This is a genomic window from Holophagaceae bacterium (assembly GCA_016720465.1).
In the GTDB taxonomy this organism is placed as follows: Bacteria; Acidobacteriota; Holophagae; order Holophagales; family Holophagaceae; genus JANXPB01.
Genome location: JADKKO010000001.1, coordinates 31,526 through 48,155 on the forward strand (window position 1 = coordinate 31,526; position 16,630 = coordinate 48,155).

The 16,630-nt window shown below is 65.1% G+C and carries 8 protein-coding genes; 4 read left to right on the plus strand and 4 right to left on the minus strand.

Going from position 1 to position 16,630, the window contains the following annotated elements:
• Positions 1–14: 14 nt before the first annotated feature.
• A complete protein-coding gene (locus IPQ13_00155) occupies positions 15–6,722 on the minus strand; it encodes a hypothetical protein (GenBank protein ID MBL0209320.1) in 6,708 nt (2,235 codons plus the stop codon).
• Positions 6,723–7,257: 535 nt separating this feature from the next.
• Positions 7,258–7,716: a hypothetical protein gene (locus IPQ13_00160; GenBank protein MBL0209321.1), complete on the minus strand. Its 459-nt coding sequence runs from the start codon at positions 7,714–7,716 to the stop codon at positions 7,258–7,260.
• Between the two features lie 333 nt (positions 7,717–8,049).
• Between IPQ13_00160 and IPQ13_00165 the strand changes: the two genes are divergently transcribed.
• Both IPQ13_00165 and IPQ13_00170 read left to right on the plus strand, forming a co-directional pair.
• A complete protein-coding gene (locus tag IPQ13_00165; protein ID MBL0209322.1) occupies positions 8,050–9,720 on the plus strand; it encodes a putative transporter in 1,671 nt (556 codons plus the stop codon).
• A gap of 68 nt (positions 9,721–9,788) precedes the next feature.
• Complete coding sequence (locus tag IPQ13_00170) at positions 9,789–10,241, plus strand: DinB family protein (GenBank protein ID MBL0209323.1); 453 nt, start codon at positions 9,789–9,791, stop codon at positions 10,239–10,241.
• A 54-nt stretch (positions 10,242–10,295) separates the two neighbouring features.
• Here IPQ13_00170 and IPQ13_00175 read toward each other — a convergent pair whose 3' ends face one another.
• Positions 10,296–10,949, minus strand: a complete 654-nt coding sequence (locus IPQ13_00175; protein ID MBL0209324.1) for an MBL fold metallo-hydrolase — start codon at positions 10,947–10,949, stop codon at positions 10,296–10,298.
• 101 nt (positions 10,950–11,050) lie between these two features.
• On the opposite strand from IPQ13_00175, the gene IPQ13_00180 reads away from it, so the two are divergent.
• Positions 11,051–12,283, plus strand: a complete 1,233-nt coding sequence (locus IPQ13_00180; protein MBL0209325.1) for an aminoacetone oxidase family FAD-binding enzyme — start codon at positions 11,051–11,053, stop codon at positions 12,281–12,283.
• On the opposite strand, the gene IPQ13_00185 is transcribed toward IPQ13_00180, so the two are convergent.
• Positions 12,280–13,551 (minus strand): GGDEF domain-containing protein, encoded by a 1,272-nt coding sequence (locus IPQ13_00185; protein ID MBL0209326.1) that lies wholly within the window; start codon positions 13,549–13,551, stop codon positions 12,280–12,282. The genes IPQ13_00180 and IPQ13_00185 overlap by 4 nt on opposite strands.
• A gap of 171 nt (positions 13,552–13,722) precedes the next feature.
• On the opposite strand from IPQ13_00185, the gene IPQ13_00190 reads away from it, so the two are divergent.
• Positions 13,723–16,629, plus strand: coding sequence for a carboxypeptidase regulatory-like domain-containing protein (locus IPQ13_00190; protein MBL0209327.1), 2,907 nt, complete (start codon positions 13,723–13,725; stop codon positions 16,627–16,629).
• Position 16,630: the final 1 nt, after the last annotated feature.

Here is a 16,630-nt window from a genome sequence, read left to right on the forward strand (position 1 = left end):
TTGGTTTGTAGGGTCTAGATGCTGTTGATGATGTAGACCGTATTGGCCACGGTGCCTGCCGGATTCTGGACGGTCAGGCGGACCCGGCGCTGCTGGCCTGCGACTGGAGCCGCATTGATGGTCAGGGAGTCGCCATTGCTGACGGTCCAGGTGGTGCCGGTGACCTCTTCCAGGACTCGGGCGGTGGTGTTGCCCGTGAAGGTCATGGTGAGGGTCACGGGCGTGCCCGCGGCGATGGAGAGCGGGCTCGGGAGCGCGCCGGCTTCGGTGATCGTGGCAGTGGGCAGTTCCCAGACCATGACGGTGCGGGTGGTGTCCACGGTGCTGGTGCCCTGGACCAAGCGCAGCGTGAAGCCGTACAGGCCATAGGGAGGAACCACGAGCGACACAGGCACGGAGGTGCCGGTGCCAGGGCTGCCTGCTGGGCCAAAGGGACCATAGATGGTCGTCACTACGCCGCCATCGTCGGTCTGGAGGACAGTGGCGGTGCCGGTGGCATCCAGGTTGTATACCCAGTTCATGAAGATCGAATCACCGACGCTGACGATGGCCGGAGACACCGTGAAGCTGCTGGAGAAGGGCAGCGCGAGGACCGTGACCGTGGCCGTGAAGGTGTCGATGGCGCCCGCGGCGTTGGTGACGACCAGGGTGTAGGTCGTGGTCACGAAGAGCGTGACATTGTAGGACCCGCCGTTCACCACGTTGCCGATAGCCGTGATCACGCCGGTGCCGTCGGAGAAGGTCGGCACCAGGACGCTGGCCTGTCCAGCGTTGATGGTGGCCGGTGTGGCGACCAGGCTGGTGGCGACGGGGAGCGGAACGACCACGACCGTGGCGGTCCGGGTCACGATGGTGCCGGCCCCGTTGGTGACAGTCAGGGTGAAGGTCGTCGTGGCCCCAAGTGCGGCGGTCGGGGCGGGCACGCCCGAAAGGACAGCTCCGATACCGTTGTCCACCGAACCGGTGGCACCGGTGCCGGAGAAGATCGCCGTCAGATTGCTTGTTCCACCGACCGAAACAACGGCCGGCGCTGCGATGAAGCTGGTGGCGAAGGGACCGGACAGCACCGTGATGGTGCGCTGGGCGAAGGCCTGGAAACCCGCAGCGTTGGTGACCGTGAGCTGGTAGGTCGTGGTGGCTGCCGGGGTCACGTTGTAGATGCTGTTGCTTTCAACGATGCCGAGGACCGGGGCCACAACGCCATTGCCATTGGCGAAGATCGGGCGCAATTGCGCGCTTTCGCCGGCGGAAATCGGAGCCGCACCGCCGACCTGGTTCAGGGCTGCGGTGGGAGCCAAGAGCACATCCACGGAGACGGTTTCAAGATCCGTGCTGCCGGCCGTGTTGGTGACCAGCAGGCTGTAAGTGACGGTGGTGCCTGCCGCGGCAGCGGTGGGCGTGACGAGCACCGGGACGCCGGAGGTAGGCGTGGCCGGCAACTGCGCTCCTGTGAAGGAGTTCGCGGAGCCGGTGAGGCCGCCCACGGCGGTGCCGTTGATGAAGAGGGCGGTCAGGTTGATGGAATCGTTGACTGTGATGATGCGGCGGCTGGCCGCAAGGCTGATGGCATTGGGTCCGGACACCACGGTGACGGTGGCCTGGGTGATGGCCGTGTCACCGGCGGTGTTGGTGACCGTCAGGGTGTAGGTGGTGGTCGCGAGCGGCGTGACAGGATAGCCCGCGGCGTTGATCACGGTTCCGACGCCGTTGTTGACGACGCCGGTGCCGTCCGAGAAGGTCGGCGTCAGGGTCGAGGATGTTCCCGCGGTGATCGTGGCGGGGACGGCCACCAGGTTGGTGGCGACGGGTGCCGCGACGACCACGAGGGGCAACGTGCGGGTCACCGTCTGGCCGGCGAGGTTGGTCTCGGTCAGGGTGTGGGTCTGGGTTCCCACCGTGCCAGGGATGTAGGGAATGGCTGATCCGCTGGAGGGAACAATAGGCGACGCAGGATTGCCGAGCGCGTCGCCGTGGGTGATCTCATTGCCATTGACAGCGGGCGTCGAATTGCTGAAGACCGCGGTCAGGTTGGTGACGGCGCCGATGGTCACGGGATTCTTGGAAGCGGTGAAGCTGGTGATGCTCACGGGCTGGATCACGGTGATGGTGAGGGAAGCCGTGGCGGTCTGGCCCAGGGAATCTCTCACAACCAGGTTGTAGGTGGTGGTGATAGTGGGTGCGACCGTGTAGGCCACGCCGCTCAGCACCGTCCCGATGGCGGGAGTGATGGTGCCGGTCGGGTTGACGCCGCCGCCGAAGGTCGGCGTGAGGTCTACGCTGGAACCCGCGGTGATGGTGTCATCCGCGTCGTTGGAGACCAGGGTGGGCACCGTGAGGGCGGGAACCGGATTGACGTCGCGGGTGGTGGTGCTGTTGCAGGAAGCCGAGGCCGCGTTGACCACGGTGACGCCCAGGCCGAATGCGCCCACGCCGGTGGTAGCCCCGACGGTGTACGTGATCTGGCTCGTGCCTTGGCCGGCGGTGATGATGCCGTTGGTGATCGTCCAGGAATAAGTGGATCCGGACTGGTTGGGCACGCTGGCGAAGTGGCCGGTGGTCGTGGCGATCAGGGGTGAAGCTTCAGCGGTGATGATGCAGATCGGTGCATCCACGACCCTGACGGTGGTGTTGGCGGAGGCCGTGCCACCGGTGCCGACGACGGTGAGCACGTAGACGGTGGTGGCCGCCGGAGTCACGGTGAGGGGCGTTCCGGAAGTGATGGCCATCGCGCCGGGATTCACGACATTGGGGCCGACGGTGGCGTTGCTGAAGGTGGCGAAGAGCTGGGTGCTGTCGCCGACGGTGATGATGGCCGGCACGGCGGTGAATTGGGAGATGGACGGGGGCTGGACCACGGTGATGGTCTGGGAATCCGAGGCCGAGGTGCCGGCCCCGTTGGTGACCGTCAGGACGTAGGTCGTGGTGACGACTGGATTGACGCTGTAGCCGACGCCATTCACGGCGGTGAGGGTCATGCCGCCGCCGCTGAGGATGCCGACGCAGTCAGGGCCGCCGGTCCATGTGGGGGTGAGGGTGACCGTTTCGCCCACGGTGATGTTGTTGCTGGAGGCTGCGAGAGCCACGAGCGTGGGAGCGGCCACGATCTTGACCAGGACGCCGGTGGTGTGGGTGACGCCCGCGCCGTTGTCGGCGGTCAAGGTGAAGATGCGGTCGGAATTGTCAGTGCCATCGAGGGCGACGGCGAAGGGCACGCCAGTGAGGAGCGCAGGCGTGGCCAGCAGGCCGGTATCCGTGCCGACCGAGGAGGTGACGGCCGCGTTGGCGGGCGGAGCCGGGAGCGGAATATTGAAGAGCGCGGTCAGGTAGAGCGTATCGCCGGAGGTGGCGACCAGGCGGTCGGACACCAGAGCCTGTGAGAAAGGACCGGCGATCACAAAGATGGTCTCGGAATCCGTGACCTGCAGGCCGGCGGCGTTGGTGACCGTCAGGGTGTAGGTGGTGGAGACGAGGGGCGTGACCACATAGGAAGCGGCGCTGACCACCGGGCCGAGGCCGTTGTTGATGGAACCGGTCCCATTCGTGAACACGGGATTGAGGGTCGCACTCTGGCCGGCCGTGATGGTGTAGGGCGGGCCAAGTGCCGGGACCGCCACGTTCAAGGCCGCGGTCGGAGCAGGCACCACCGTTAAATTGGTGGTGGTGGTGTAGGTGGTGAGGGCCGCGTTGGCGACCGTGAGGGTATAGGTATAGATGCCTGCGGAAACTGCGGCTGCGGTGACGGTCTGAGGCGTGCCGCTGATGACCGTAGGATCTGGGAATGCGCTCGGCGCGACAAAGCCGGCGGCATTGCTGGTGATGTCCTCGGTGGTCGTGTTGTTGAAGATCGCGTAGAGCTGGGTGCTGTCGCCTTCGGTGATGATGTTGGGCTGGAAGTAGAAGGCGCTGGCGAAGGGTCCGGCGAGGACCGTGACGGTGAGGCTGGCCGTGGCCGTAGCGCCGACAGGGTTGGTGACGGTCAGGACATAGGTCGTGGTGGTGGCCGGGGAGACCGGGTAGGCCTGCGCGGAGGTCACGGTGCCGATGCCGGAGATGACGCCGGTTCCGTTGGTGAACGTGGGCGTGATGCTGGTGGTCTCACCGATGGTGATCGGGTTGTTGGACCCGGCCGTGATGGCGAGGGCCGCCGTGGGAACGCCGTAGACGGTGACGGTCGCACCATGGGTGGATGTGACGCCCGCGCTGTTGGTGACGGTCAGCGTATAGACATAGGTGCCGGTCGCGGTGGGTGTGACCGGGAATGGCACTGCATTGAGAGGATTGATCGCTGCGGGGAGGCCGCTGGTGGCTGCGTTCGGGCCAGTGCCGACAACGGAGGCGGTGCCGCCGGTGCCGATGGTGAAGTAGGCGGTGAGATAGGCGGATCCGCCCAGGGTGATGCCCTGGGGTGCCGCGGCCAGGGCGGCCGCGTTAGGACCGGTCAGCACGACGACCGTATGGACGATTCCCGTGGTGGCGCCGATCGAGTTGGTGACCGTCAAGGTGTAGGTCGTGGTCTGGGTGGGCTGGACCGCGTAGGCCGAGCCGCTGAGCACGGGGCCGACGCTCGGCGAAACCACGCCGGTGCCGCCCGCGAAGGTCGGGGTCAGCATGGTTGTATCGCCGGCCGTGATCGGATTCACCGAAGAGGTGAGGCTCGTCGCGGTGGGCAGGCCCACCACGAGGATCGTGACTGAGCGATTGACGGAAACCAAAGCAGCGTTCGTCACCGTCAAGGTGTAGGTGGTGGTGGCGGTGGGATTCACGAAGAGCGAGACACCGCTGGTGACCGGGATTCCTGCTCCCGGGAAGGGCGGGAAGCTGCCGCTGGGAGGAGCGGTGATGACGCCGTTCCCGCCCGAGAAGATGCCGATCAACTGGGAGTAATCCCCGGCGGTGATGGTGGAGGGGAAGGCGATGAAACTATCGATGACGGGATCGCCCACCACGTGGACCGTGAGGATCCGGGTGACGAAGTCGCCGGCGGGGTTGGTTACCGTCAGCGTGTAGGTGGTGGTCTCGAGCGGATTGACCGTGTAGGAGTTGCCGGTGATGACCGAGCCGACGCCGCCGATGAAACCGGAGCCGTTGGCAAAGGTCGGCAGGAGCTGGACGGGGCTGCCGCCAGCCACGGGCGGAGGCGTCGCCGGGTTGGAGAGGAAGGAGATGATGTCTGGCGGAGGAACCACGGTGACGACGGTGCCCGTGGTGGCCGAGGCGCCGGCGGCATTGGTGACGGTCATGGTGTAGGTCGTGGTCACGGGAGGCGTGACCAGGTAGGGCACTCCGTTGAGCACGGGTCCGACCGCATTGTCGACGATGGCGGTGCCGCTGGAGAAGGTTCCGATCAAGCGCGTGGAATTGCCGATGGTGATGATCGGCGGAATCGCGACCAGGCTGATGCCGGTGGGGGCGTCCACCACTTTGATGGTCGTCGAGATCTGGACGAAGGCTCCGGCGGAGTTGGTGACGGTGAGGAGGTAGGAAGTGGTCTGGACTGGCGAAACCTTCACGGGAACGCCGGTCTGGACCGTGCCCAGGCCGTTGTTGATGGAACCCATGCCGTTCGTGAACACCGGCGTCAGGTTGGCGCTGTTGCCGGAGGTGATGGTGCTGGGGCTGGCGGCGAAGGAAGTGATCACGGGCTTGAGGACCACCGTGACGGTGGCGACCGCCGTGGCAGAACCGCCAGCCGCATTCGTGACTGTGAGGATGTAGCTCACCGTGCTGGCCGGGGTGACTGTGACCGGCACGCCTGTGATCGGATTGATGGTCGTCCCATCCAGCGTGTTCGTGATGACCCCGGAACCAGAGGAGAAGCTGGCGGTCAGATGGACGCTATCGCCGATGGTGATCGTGCTGCGGTCGGCGATGAGGCTCAGGTTGGCGGGGAATCCCGTGACCGTGACGGTGACGCCGGACACTGCGGTGTTGCCGGTGGCATTGGTGACGGTGAGCAGGTAGGTCGTCGTCACGGCGGGGCTGACCGCCGAGGTGAGGCCCGGGAACACGGGGCCGACGCCGTTGTTGATGAAACCCGAGCCGCCCGAGAACGAATAATTAAGCGTGGAGGTGGCGCCCTGGGAGATCAGGGCGGGGTTGGCGGTGAAGGAGGCGATGGCTGGCGCGCCCTGGACCACTATGATGAGGCCCTGGGTCACCGAGGCACCCGCGGCGTTCGTGACGGTGAGCGTATAGGTAGTGGTGACCGCCGGCGACACCAGGAAAGGAACGCCGCTCACGGGCGTGATGGAGGTCGCGTTCACGCTGTTGGTAACCGCGCCAGCGCCGCTGCTGAAGGTGGCCGTCAGCGCCACGCTCTCGCCGACCGCGATGGACGTCTTGCTGGCAGTGAAGGAAACCCCCGTGATGGGCGGTATCACATTGATGGGAAGCGTCCGGGCCGCGGTGGAACCGGCCGCGTTCGTCACGGTCAACACATAGGTCGTCGTGACTTGAGGCGAGACCGTGAACGGCTGGCCGCTCGGAATCGAGACTGGCCTTGGATCTGATCCCGGACCAGGAGACACGGAGCCGGTGCCATTCGTATAGACCGCGGTGAGGATCGCGCTCTCATTTTGAGCGATGGTGGTCCTATTCGCGCTGAAGCTGGAAATTGTCGGCTCGGGAACCGGAACAGGAGTACTGCTGCTCCCTCCGCACGCCACCATCAACGCTAGAACCGCGGCGGAAAGGAAGGAGATAAACCTGGCGAGTGGGTTCATAACAATACCCCTTGGAATAGGAAAGTGGTGGAGTGGGCGACGGCAAAAGGATAGTTCTGATCCTTTTTCCCCTAAGGGAGGTGAAAAGTCAAAAAAAAACTGCCCGGCAGCAGGTAAATAATCGATATGTAAATTTTCGCACTTTCCCACTCAAAGTTACTTGAACCTGTTTTTATCTCTGTTTGAAAAATCCTGGTCTAAAGTGGCGCCCGGCGCCCGGAGCGGATTGAGCTTGAGAGATAGCTGTCTAATGAATTTATATAAATACAATATTTACAATACTTATAATATACATGAAGATGGGGCAACGAATTGAATCGTGTTCCCGCTGGCGCAACAGTTGCTTCAAAGCACATCTTGCCAGTCCGGCCAGCGCTTCAAGGGCATTGAGCACTCTTTGCCGGTGATACCAGGTTCAAGCGCGGGGCCTGAAGGGTGGCGTGGCGCGTGTCGCCCCGCATGGCCTAGGGTCCTTGTGTCAACACCGGCGCGGGTCTAGGAATTCCTGTCTTCTTTCCTGACCCGCAGACTGCAATCAGCGGCCATCGGTGCCGGAGAAGAGGGCCTGGAGATTGAGGGATGGCACCCGTGCCTGGGTGGCGAGAGAGACATACTTCCTGGCGAGGGCGTCCTTGCCTGCTCCGAGCACCGTGCTCACGAGCCCAAGGGCTTCCGCCTGTTCAGGCGAAGGCAGTCGTTTGAGGATGCGCAACCAGACAGCTTCCTCCAAAACGTTGAATGCGGTCTGCACTTCGGAAAGGTCGAAGCCGCCGTCGAAACGTTCCTGGGCCACGGCATTGGCATGGGCCACCATCGGGGCCAGATTGCGCTCCGCCACAGCGGCGAGGGTCAGGGAGAGAAGGTTGTCGAGCCGCTGGCAGAGCTGGCCGGCTCCTGCCTTCTCGTAGTGCTCCAGGTGCGCCCGTTTCAACGAGGCAGCCGCTTCAGCGATGATCTCCTGCCGGCTTTCCAGCAAGAACGAATGAAGGTCCATGGAACGCCTCCCCGCTTCGAAGCGCCGCCGCGTGTCGTTGTCGCGTGGACAGGTGCCGAAGCTTTCCTATGTTCGATCCATCGGCCCGTGACTTACGTCAAGACGTGCTTCGATCGCCAACGGGTTTACGCGTGGATCCGAGACTACTCCCCGCAACTTGAAGCCGGCCCGCAGGGACGATTTCAGTGGAGAGAGGGCGGCCGGAATCGACACATCGCCAGGGCTTGCGGATGGGGCGGCCGAAGAGCTGCGCTTCCCCGGGCCCTTGGGAGCCGAGTAGAGCTATCATCAACCCGTTGGCCCCCGCCCGCGCGAAGGGCCGGAGGGGGTCCGATGGACTGGCTCGTGGCGCTGTTCAAGGATGGGTCCGTCGCCCAGGGGCTGCTCATCCTCAGTCTGGTGGTCAGCGCGGGGCTGGCTCTTGGAAATGTCCGCCTCTTCAAGGTGACCCTGAGCGTCGGGGGCGTACTTTTCGCAGGGCTCCTGGCGGGCCACCTCGGTTTCCAGGTCAATGCCGAGATCCTGGAGTTCACCCGGGAATTCGGGCTCGTCCTGTTCGTGTACGCCATCGGGCTGCAGGTGGGTCCCGGCATTGTCTCTTCGCTCCGGGCGCAGGGCTTGACCCTCAACCTGCTGGCGGCTGCGACGGTTCTCGGAGGAACGGGGATCACGATCCTGATCGTCTTTTTCGGAGGGGCGAACCTCCCGGTGGCGTTGGGACTTCTGTCGGGGGCGGTGACGAATACCCCAAGCCTCGGCGCGGCCCAGCAGGCCTTCAAGGACTTGAAGCCTGTCATCGATGACGCCCCGGCGCTCCTGGGCGTCGGCTATGCGGTGGCCTACCCGTTCGGGATCCTCGGCATCATCCTGACCATGCATCTCGTCAAGCGGCTGTTCCGCATCGACCCGGACAAGGAAGCCGAGGAATTCGAGCGCCTGAGGACGCGGCAGGTCAAGCCGATCCTCACCCGCAATTTCGAGGTGACCAACCCCAACCTCGCCGGCTTGAAGGTCGACCGCTTGGTGGAATTGGCCGGCACCGGCGTGGTGGTGACCCGGGTCTACCGCGACGGAAAGCAGCAGGTGGCCACACCCGAGACCACGCTCCAGTTGGGGGACCTTCTCCACGCCGTGGGCACCGAGGCGCGCCTCGAAGGATTCCGCGTCATCATCGGGAAGGCCAGCGAGGTGGAGCTTCCCGCCCTCCCGAGCCAGATCTCGTTCCGGCCCATCATCGTGACGACCAAGGAGGCGGTGGGGAAGGAGATCGATGAGCTGGAACTGGATGAGAAGTACGGGGTCATCATCACGCGGGTGATCCGCTCCGGGGTCGAGTTCTCCCCCACCAAGGGGCTCCAGATCCAGTTCGGCGACCGGCTCATGGCGGTGGGCGAGGAGCAGGCGCTCGCGCAGGCCTCCCGCGAACTGGGCGATTCCATGCGGGACCTAGAAAAGCCCCAGATGATCCCGATCTTCATCGGCATCGCGCTCGGCGTGATCCTGGGCACCTGGCCCATCGCGGTCATCGGGATGCCGGCGGCGGTGAAGCTCGGACTGGCGGGCGGGCCGCTCATTGTGGCGATCCTGCTTTCGCGGATCGGCAAGGTGGGGCCCTTCATCGTCTACATGCCCAACGCCGCCAAGTCGCTCCTGCGCGAGTTCGGGATCTGCCTCTTCCTGGCCTCGGTCGGCCTGAAGGCGGGCGAGCGGCTGTTCTCGATCCTTTTCTCGCAGCAGGGGATCGCCTGGGTGGGGATGGCGGCGCTGATCACGATCGTGCCGCTGGTCCTCGTCGGCCTCGTGGCCAGGGGCATCCACAAGCTCGACTACGTGACAATCTGCGGCCTGCTCGCCGGGAGCATGACCGATCCGCCGGCCCTTGCCTATGCCACCGAGACCTTCAAGAACGATGCGCCCTCCGTGGCCTATGCGACGGTCTATCCCCTGACGATGCTGCTCCGCGTCCTCATCGCGCAGCTCTTCGTCATCGTCGCCCTGAGCTGAGAGCCCCGCTTCCCGGCGGGAGGCCGGGAATTCCGGAACGCCGAGCGGCCGGACGGCATCCCACTCCCATGTCCACCATCGCCGATCCAGCCACCCTTGCGCAGTTGATCGCCCGCCTGAACGCCCTGCAACCCGGCTCTTCCCGCCGCTGGGGCGCCATGACAGCGGGAGAGATGCTCTGCCATCTGGCGGATGTGCACCTAACCGTGATGGACCCGAGTGCCAGGCGCCCAGCGCCCCGGTGGCGCCCTGTGATGAAGTGGATCGCGCTCTATGCGCCCCTCCCCTGGCCCAAGGGGTTCAAGTCGCCGGCCCGCGTGGACCAGCGGAAGGGCGGCACGAAGCCCACTACCTTCGAGGCGGACCGCCAGCGCGCTCTTGGGACCCTCCGGACCTTCGCTGCGGTGCCACCGGAAGCCCTGCCCCCCAACCACGCGGTGTTCGGAACGCTCAGCGCCGGCGAGTGGCACAGGTGGGCCTACCGGCATACGGACCACCACCTTCGCCAGTTCGGGCTCTGATCCACGGCCGCCCCGCACCGCCTCCCTGACGGCCTGTCGACGGTTCCGCTGGCGCTACTTCAGTCCATGCTGAGCCTTGAAGCCAGCCCATCGGGCTTTCAGGCGGATGAAGGCTTCGACATCCTCGCAGCGGAGGAAGGGATTGGTCTCCCGCTCCCAGGCCAGTGTGGAACTGGGCCTGGCGCCGTAGTCGTGGCCCGGCCAGATCGTCGCATGCTCAGGCCATCCGTGGAGCAGGCGCTGCAGGCTGTCCCACTCGATGCGGGCATCCGCGTCGCTTCCGGTGCCACCGACTTTTCCCACAAAGAGAAGATCCCCGGTGATCCCCGCGGCCATTTCTTCCACGAGGAAGGCCAGGTGGTCGTGGTAGTGGCCGGGCACGTGCCAGGCCAGGAGATGGTAGGCGCCGAAGGCCAGGCGCTCCCCATCCCGGAGCACGCGGTCCACGGGCCCCGGGTGGCCCGGTCCGCCCGCCACCACCGCGCCGGTGAGCGCCTTGGCCGCGGCATTGCCATTGCTGTGGTCCGCGTGTCCGTGGGTGTTCAGGATGTGAGTAATGCCAAGGTTCTGGGCTTCGGCGCGCGCCACCAGGAGCCCGGGATCGAAGGATGGATCGATGAGGATGCCGGCGCCCGCCTCCCGGTCCCCGAGCAGGTAGCCGAAATTACGGTCGCCACCCATCCGGACTTGTTCGAAGATGAAGCGCATGTGTTCTCCCGCTCGGGTGGGGCAACCGGTGGATGGTAGATCCAATCATGCCCGCCCGCGCGGGATCGCCGGTCAACGGGGGATCCTGCGATAGTTGAGCCATGGCTGCAATCATCGTGGTAGGGGGAGGCGCGGCGGGCCTGGTGGCCGCTTGGCGGGCGGCCATGAAAGGCCACCACGTGACGCTGCTGGAGGCCAACGGGAAGCTGGGCGTGAAGCTCCGCATCAGCGGTGGCGGGAAATGCAATATCACCCACGATGGGACCATGAAGGCCGTGGCCGAGGCCTTTTCCAAAGCGCAGGCCCGCTTTCTCAAGCCTTCCTTCCACGCCTTCAGCAATGAGGATGTGGTCGCGCTCCTCCATCGCGAAGGCGTCGAAACGTACGTACGGGACAATGGCCGCATCTTTCCATTGGACCGCCCGGGAAGCGCGGCGGCGGTGGTGGCGGCCTTCGAAGCTGTGGTGCGGCGAGCCGGAGTGCTGCTCCGGACCGGAAGCCGCGTGGTGGGGCTCGAGGGCAGTCCTCCCCGGGTCGAGGCGCTTCGGCTTGGAGATGGAACCAGGCTTCCGGCAGATGCCTTCATCCTCGCGACCGGGGGCGCGAGCTATCCCGAAACCGGGACCCGAGGCGAGGTGGCGGGTTGGCTGGAGCAACTGGGCGTGCCGACGCAGCCATGGACACCCGCCCTCGCGCCGATCCCCCTCAAGACACCGCATCCCGGCTGGGAGGGCGTGGCCTTCCGGGATGGGATCTTGAGATTGCAGGAGGGCGAAGGGGGCCGGAGGATCGGCGCCTTCGCGGGCGACATCCTGTTCACCCGGAGTGGCATCAGCGGTCCAGCCGCTTTGGAATTGAGCGCCCGGACCGAATCCGCCCGCAGGGCGGGCCGGGCCTGGCTCGCCTACGATTTCACAGGCCTCAGCGAAGCCGTGTTGGATGCGGAACTCCGCCACGGACAAATCGAAAATCCGCACCTGTCAGCCCGGAACTGGCTTCAGCATTGGATTCCCGAACGGGTGGCGGATTCCCTGTGGCGGGCGGAAGGATTTGGCGACATCCGTCTGAAGCACCTTCCCAAAAGCGTGCGATCCACGCTGGTGAGCTGGGCCTGCGCCTTTCCGCTCGGCCTGCCCGGGGCCGTCCCCCTGGAGCGCGGGGAGGTGGCCGCGGGCGGTGTCGACCTGTCGGCGGTGGATCCCCATACGATGCGGGTCCGGAACTGGGACAACCTCCTGGTCTGCGGGGAGCTCCTGGACGTCGATGGGCCCGTGGGGGGATACAACCTGCAGGCCGCCTTCAGCACGGGTTTCCTGGCAGGGGAATCGGTCTAGCTCCTTGCCTCGCCCACAAGCTTCACCAGGCCTTCAGCCTGGGCCTGGTCCAGGCTCTGTTCAAGGCGGTTCAGCACATCGGAATCGGCCCGGACCTGGTCCCCGGCCATGACGCCCACGCTCCGGTCGCGGCCATGGGTCTTCGCGAAGTACATGCCGGTGTCCGCCACGGAGATGATCTGCTCCCAGGTCAGAAGGGCGGGCAGTTTTTCATCGAAGGGGAAGACCGAATACCCGATGGAGCAGGTGACCTGGATAGTCTGGCCGGAGGGCAGGGTGAAGGGATGGTGTCCGACCCGCTCCCGGATGCGCTCCGCCAGACGGGATGGCGGCCGCCGGTCCGTGTCGCGGGCCACGATGACGAATTCCTCGCCGCCCCAGCGCACCACCACGTCGGGCTTGCGGGCTGTTTCCTCGAGGATGGTGGCGATCTGTATCAGCACCGCATCGCCGGCAAGGTGGCCGTGCGTGTCATTGATGGCCTTGAAGTGGTCGATGTCGAGCATCAGCAGGCCGAGGCTCAGGGCCACCTTCGGGTGGGCGGGATCCATGGTCGGCCTCCAGGAGCGCAGCACCTGCTCTGATTCCATGGACATGAATTCCAGGAGCGCACGCCGGTTCCTGAGCTGGGTGAGATTGTCCCGCAGCGCCATTTCCGCCATTTCCAGGCGCAGAAGCACCTCCCGCCGGTGGGCCCTCGCCAGTTCGAAGGCCAGGAGCATCAAGGCCGCGAGATAGATGCAGAGCAGCAGCAGGAAATTGTGGGTCCAGCGCGTGGATGGGCCCAAAGCCACCATCAGGGCCAGGGACCCGATATTCGGGACGATGTAGAGCGTGTAGGCGAGGAAGCTGCTGCCCATGCTGATCAAGGCCCCGGAACAGATGCCCGCGTCGATGATGCCCAGCAGGGCGACCTCTGAGGGTTCGAGGTCGGGATAGCTGATGATGTTCAATTCGGCGAATCCGAAAGCGATCAGCGTGGAGCCGGTGATGAAGCCCCAAAGCTTCAGGCGGGGGCTCGGAACCTTCCTGAGCAGCAGGAGGCTGAGTGTGCGGAGCAGGGTCACGGCGACCATGAGCATGAGGACCCGGCCGATGGAAGGATGCTGTTGGATCGCCTCGCTCAGGACCGAGCTGGCCACCGCGAGGACCAGCAGCAGGGTCGCGAATGCGGCCCAGGCCCGCTTGTAGAGTTCGTCCACGATGGCCTGTTCCAGCTCCGGCGCGAAGCGCGCCTGGGCATCGGGAAGTCTGAACGGGTTTCGCATGGAAACACCAGAATGGGAGGCCGGGTCCCGAGGGATTCTAGCCCGGAAATCCCCAAGGTCCACCATGGCTCCATGCGATCCGCCGAGTCGGTCCCGCTTGGCACGGGCGGATCCCGTTTGTGTTAAAACTCCATCACGCATTCCCATTCATCGACCGCGATTGGAGTTCCTGTGGGCATACCCATTCTTCGCGCACTTCAGCTTGGTCTGGTCCTCGGAGCGCTGCCCGGGGCGCTGGCGGCGCAAAGCGCGGGCGTGACCACCTCGGATTTGAAAGGCGTGGTTCGCTCCCCGCAAGGGGAACCGGTGCCGGGCGCGGCGCTGACCTTGCGGCGGGCGGATCTGAATGGGACCTGGACCACCACGAGCGACGGGGCAGGCCGCTACCGCTTCCGCATGCTGCCGGCCGGGAATTATCTACTCAAGGCGAAGGCCAAGGCGGAGCACGCCGCCCAGGCACCCGTGACGCTTCAGGTCGGCGGCACCGCCCAACAGGATTTGATGCTGGCCTCGTCCGTTGCTGAACAAACCGTGGCGGTGGAAGCGCCAGGGGATTCCGAACGCACCCAGGTCGCCAGCGTGGTGGACGAGTCCAGCATTTCCAATCTCCCGATCAACCTGCGGAATTTCGCGGGGTTCAGCCTGACCACGCCCTTCGCGGCGGTGGGCAATCTGCCGGCCGGCAAGGGCAGCCCTGATTCTGGTCTGAGCTTCGCGGGCATGACGCCGCGCCAGAATGCTTTCCTGCTGGACGGGTTGGACAACAATGATTTGGGGCTTGGCGCGCCCCGGTCCAGCCTCAGCCAGGAGGCGGTCCAGGAATTCCAGGTCATCAGCGGCGGGTTCTCCGCGGAACACGGCCGGGCCCTGGGCGGCATCGTGAACACCGTCACGAAACAGGGAACCAACGAATTGAAGGGATCCCTGTTCTGGTTCTCCAAAACCGGAAGCCTGGACGCGACCTCCACCACCAGCGCGGAACACCGCCAGCAGTATGGAGCTTCGGTGGGCGGGCCGATCCTCAAGGACCGGCTCTTCTACTTCGCCGCCGTGGAACGCATGCAGCGGACGGACCAAAATATCGTGGCCATCGACCCCGCCGTGGCCGGCCTCATCCGGGCCTCTGGGTTCCAGCTCGAAACCGGAAAACTGCCCTTCGAAGAAGGGGATTCCTCCGGATTCCTGCGCCTGGATTGGGTGCAGAATTCCTCGAGCCGGTGGATTTTCCGGGTTCTCGCGGGGCAATCGGAAAATGAGAACGAGATCCCCTGGGGCGGGCTCACGGCCCGCAGCGCCGGGGGCGCCCGCAGCACGCGCGATCAGACGTTCACCCTCGCGCACCAATGGGCGGGCTCTGCCTGGTTCAACGATTTCAGGCTGATGTTCGCCGACCGGGACACGCGCATCGACAGCCTCGATCCGCAACGGGCGGTCTACGTGGAGATCCTGGGCGCGGCGTATTTCGGGACCCAGCGGCTGGCGGACCAACGATCCCGGATCCGCTACACCCAACTGGCGGACACGCTCTCGACGGTGCGGGGAAACCACACGCTGAAGGGGGGCATCGATCTGCTCCACTCGGAGAACGACGCCACCGTGCCGCAGAATTTCTCGGGAGTGTACCGGTTCCAGGCCATTCCGGAAATCGGCATCGGCAGTTCGATGGCGGCTTTCGCCGCGCCCAATCCCTTCGGCGGTACGGGCATCCCTGTGGCCTTCGTGCAGAGCTACGGCAATCCCCACGCGCGTTTCACCGCCAGGAGCGAGGCTATTTTCATCCAGGATGATTGGCAGGCGCATCCCGCTTTCCTTCTGAAAATGGGCCTGCGGTTCGAACGGGAATCCCTGCCGCCCTTCCCGGACACCGCGGACTATGGCGCAGTCCAACACCCGCCCTCGACCGTGGATCCCGTGCTGGGTCCCACGCAGCTTCCGGCGGGAGCCTACGACTATCCGGCGAATTTCCGCATCCAGCGGGACTGGAGCGCAAATCTCGTCCACCCACGGCTCTCCTTCAGTTGGCAGGCGCGGCCGACCTTGCGCATGTTCGGGGGCGCCGGGCGCTTCGGCGGCCCCACGAACCTGGGCCCCTACTACGGCCTCAGGCTCTTCAACGGGCGCGATGTCCAGACCGTCATCCGGACGCTGCGGGACCCGGTTCTGCTGGGCCCCTTGCCCTCCTGGGCCAATGCGGATGGCGTGGCCCAAAACCACCGCTATGCCACGCTGCCGCCGGGCCCCACGACCTTCGTCCTGCCCGGGGACACAGCCTTCCCCACCATGTGGCAGGAGAACCTGGGCCTTGAATGGATTCCGCGCCCGGCCCATCGTTTCGCCTTGGAACTGGTGCATTCGAAAGCCAAGGGCTTTATGAATGTGCGCGACGTGAACGCCTTCCAGGTCTACTTCAATCCTGCCACAAGCCAGCCGGTCCTCCGGCGCCCGGACCTGCGCTACAGCACACTCAACCGGGTGGATGGAAGCGGCCGCGCCGACTATGACGGGCAGAGCCTCGCCTGGACCTGGAAACGGAGCGGACAATTCCTGCTGAACGCGAGCTATACCCATTCCCATGCCTGGGACAACTTCACGGATTGGACTTCGGATTTCACGCCGCAGAACACCTTCGATCCTTCGAGCGAATGGGGCCCGAGCCTGCAACACCAGGCGCACCGGCTCAGCGCCGCCGCCGTGTGGAGCACGGGCCAGGAAGGGCCGGCCCTGCGCCGCGACTGGACCTTCAGCGGCATCCTGCATTGGGCTTCAGGGCGGCCGTACACCCAATTGGCTGGTTCCGACGCCAACTATGACGGGGATGGCACCTCGGACCGTCCGGCCGGCGTGGGCCGCAACTCGGAGGCCACACCCTCCACTTCGACACTGGATCTGCGCGCTTCGCGGACCTTCAGTTTCAGCGGTTCGAAGCTCGAGCTCATTCTGGAGGTCTTCAATTGCTTCAACCGTTCCAATGTGCTCCAGGTCCAGAACGTCCACGCCTCCGTTACGCCGGAGTACGGAACACCCATCCGCTACGGTCCCAAGCGGCAGTTGCAGTTCGGCGCGCGGTACAAGTTTTAGA

Coding starts and splice junctions, on each gene's coding strand:
- IPQ13_00155 (MBL0209320.1), bottom strand. CDS start 6,722: ATGAACCCACTCGCCAGGTTTATCTCCTTCCTTTCCGCCGCGGTTCTA.
- IPQ13_00160 (MBL0209321.1), bottom strand. CDS start 7,716: ATGGACCTTCATTCGTTCTTGCTGGAAAGCCGGCAGGAGATCATCGCT.
- IPQ13_00165 (MBL0209322.1), top strand. CDS start 8,050: ATGGACTGGCTCGTGGCGCTGTTCAAGGATGGGTCCGTCGCCCAGGGG.
- IPQ13_00170 (MBL0209323.1), top strand. CDS start 9,789: ATGTCCACCATCGCCGATCCAGCCACCCTTGCGCAGTTGATCGCCCGC.
- IPQ13_00175 (MBL0209324.1), bottom strand. CDS start 10,949: ATGCGCTTCATCTTCGAACAAGTCCGGATGGGTGGCGACCGTAATTTC.
- IPQ13_00180 (MBL0209325.1), top strand. CDS start 11,051: ATGGCTGCAATCATCGTGGTAGGGGGAGGCGCGGCGGGCCTGGTGGCC.
- IPQ13_00185 (MBL0209326.1), bottom strand. CDS start 13,551: ATGCGAAACCCGTTCAGACTTCCCGATGCCCAGGCGCGCTTCGCGCCG.